The organism is Bacteroides sp. 51 (assembly GCF_010500965.1).
GTDB lineage: Bacteria > Bacteroidota > Bacteroidia > Bacteroidales > Bacteroidaceae > Bacteroides.
On record NZ_QVMI01000076.1, the window covers coordinates 3,167 to 5,781 of the forward strand.

Genomic DNA, 2,615 nt, shown 5'->3' on the forward strand with positions numbered 1-2,615 from the left:
CCCATAGCCAAAGTAGGGGCACACGCCAGGGGATACAATTCCCGTTCCATTGGAATTGCATACGAAGGCGGGTTGGATTCTCTGGGAAATCCCTGGGATACCCGCACGTTAAAGCAACGTAATTCTTTACAAGTGCTTGTCGATTCCCTTTTGAGAGACTTTCCCGACGCTAAAGTGGCCGGTCACCGCGACCTGAGTCCCGATTTGGACGGCGACGGTGAAATTTCTCCTGCCGAATGGATTAAATCCTGCCCTTGTTTTGATGTAAAAACCGAGCTGTAACCCATCTGGGGTTTCTTTTCTGAAAGGTGTCCGTCATGTATAAGATGACGGACACTTACCTGAAGAAAACGAAACGAGCAAAACGCAGATTTAGATGGAAAATCAGATGACGTATTTAAAGCAATGGATAACATTGTTATCATTTTTAGCATTCACGCTAGTAGTAAGCGGACAGGAAATGACGACACTAGACAATCCTACTCCCAGACTTGGGTTAAAAACCAATCTCCTGTACGACGCAACGGGCAGTATAAACCTGGGTGTAGAGATCAAAACAAGCCGCCGGACATCACTCGATCTTTCCGGCAACTGGAATCCGTGGACTTTCTCTGATAACCGTAAATGGAAACACTTTCTTATCCAACCCGAATTCCGCTACTGGCTTTGCGAACCTTTCTACGGACATTTCATCGGTGCACATGCACACTATTCCCAATTCAATATAGGCAACCTGCCACTGGGTAAATCCTACGAAGACCACCGCTATGAAGGCTGGCTGGGAGGAGCCGGGTTCTCTTATGGATACCACAAGATGTTATCCAACCGCTGGTCCATAGAAGCCGTGATCGGGGTGGGGTATGCCTACATAGACTACGATAAATATACGTGCCGGAAGTGTGGCGAGAAGATCAAATCGGGCAACACACATTATCTGGGGATGACTAAGGCAGCGGTATCGCTGATTTATATCATTAAATAAGGCCTCACCCCGGCCCTCTCCAAAGGAGAGGGGGAAGGGGCAGTGCAAGGTAAAGCAATATACTACGGATAATAAAAATAATAAAATAATGAAATCACATATACATAACCATATAATGAGCGTACGCCAATTGGCTAGTACACAATCTACTCCTTCCCCCTCTCCTTTGGAGAGGGCTGGGGTGAGGCTCGAGATGCGGCTCTGGGTGCGGCTTGGTCTCTTTCTTTTTTTGTTTACCAGCTTCGGGCTTAGCGCCCAGGACTACCGTGGCGCTTTCCACATCCAATCCGGCGAATTCAAGGAACAGAACGACAGCCTGCACATCAGTTTCGAACTCCGCATCGACTCGCGGGCGGTTCCTACCTGCGGCACCGTGATCTTCACCCCCGAACTCAAAGACGATAATGAACACAGTCTAACCTTTCCTTATATACAAATAAACGGTGAAACACGCACCCGTCTCAACCGCCGGTGGTTCAGCATCAGCAGCAACGAGTGGCTGGCCCGCTACCGTGCTCCCCACATATTGGTTGATGTCAACAAATATACAGGCGAGACGCTGACCTATTCCTTCAGCGTGCCCTACCAGTCGTGGATGGATCATGCCAGCCTCACCCTGAACCAGGAAACAGCAGGTTGTGCCGGAGAGCAATACCTGTACACCTATACCCTGAGTGGCGGCGTGACCACCGAACTGCGCGAACCCTACCAGGTGCAACCCCAAGTTACCTTGGTTATTCCAGCCGAAGAAAACAAAACGCGCAACCGCCAGGGAAGTGCCTTCCTCGATTTCCAAAGCGGTCGCTCCGTGATCCTGCCCGATTTTCGCCGCAACCCCGTGGAGCTGGGTAAGATCGACCAGGCCCTGACCGAAGTAATGGCCGATATGGATAGCCGGATCACCGGACTGTTCATCGAAGGCTACGCCTCGCCCGAAGGTAAATACAGCAGTAACGAGAAACTGGCATATGAACGTGCCAGCTCTCTGAAAAACTATATAAAAAACCGGTATATGATGGCGGAGCAGATATTTACTGTTAAGTCCATTGCCGAAGACTGGGAAGGACTCAAAGCTGCTGTTGAAAGTAGCAGTGATCTGCCACAAAAAGAATTGGTACTCAGCATTATCAACAATAGCGATGAGTACGACGCGAAAGAAAGAAGGCTAAAAACGTTGTCTGTTTACAGCCGCTTGGTGCGCGACGTCTTCCCCGAACTGCGCCGGGTGGAATACCAGATTGACTATGCCGTGCGCAGCTACAACAATACCGAAGCCCGTGCACTGCTCAGCACCAGTCCGCAGAAGCTTTCGCAGGCCGAACTCTACCGCGTGGCGGAAAGCTACGGCAAAGAAAGCCCGGAGTACCGCCGTATTATCATAGAAACCATTCCGCGGTACTATCCTAATGATGCGACAGCACTGAGCAATGCCGCTGCGCTCTTAATCGAGAACCGGGAAGAGAATACCGCCCTGCGCCTGTTGGAGAAGGCACAACACCTTCCGGCGGCATGGAATAACCTGGGCGCGATATACCTGCTCAAAGGCGATTTGGAAAAAGCCGGCGAACTGTTCAACCAGGCATCCGTGGCGGGTATTAAGGAAGCTGCGCACAACCTGGAAGAGGTAAAAACC

At 50.5% G+C, this 2,615-nt stretch carries 3 protein-coding genes; all 3 read left to right on the top strand.

Annotation, left to right across the window (positions count from 1 at the left end; genetic code table 11):
- The coding region (locus tag D0T87_RS24780; RefSeq protein ID WP_239063863.1) for an N-acetylmuramoyl-L-alanine amidase at positions 1-282 on the top strand (282 nt) is incomplete at its 5' end.
- 94 nt (positions 283-376) lie between these two features.
- Positions 377-982: a DUF3575 domain-containing protein gene (locus D0T87_RS23450; RefSeq protein WP_239063864.1), complete on the top strand. Its 606-nt coding sequence runs from the start codon at positions 377-379 to the stop codon at positions 980-982.
- Positions 983-1,070: 88 nt separating this feature from the next.
- The coding region (locus D0T87_RS23455) for a DUF3868 domain-containing protein (protein ID WP_163178566.1) at positions 1,071-2,615 on the top strand (1,545 nt) is incomplete at its 3' end.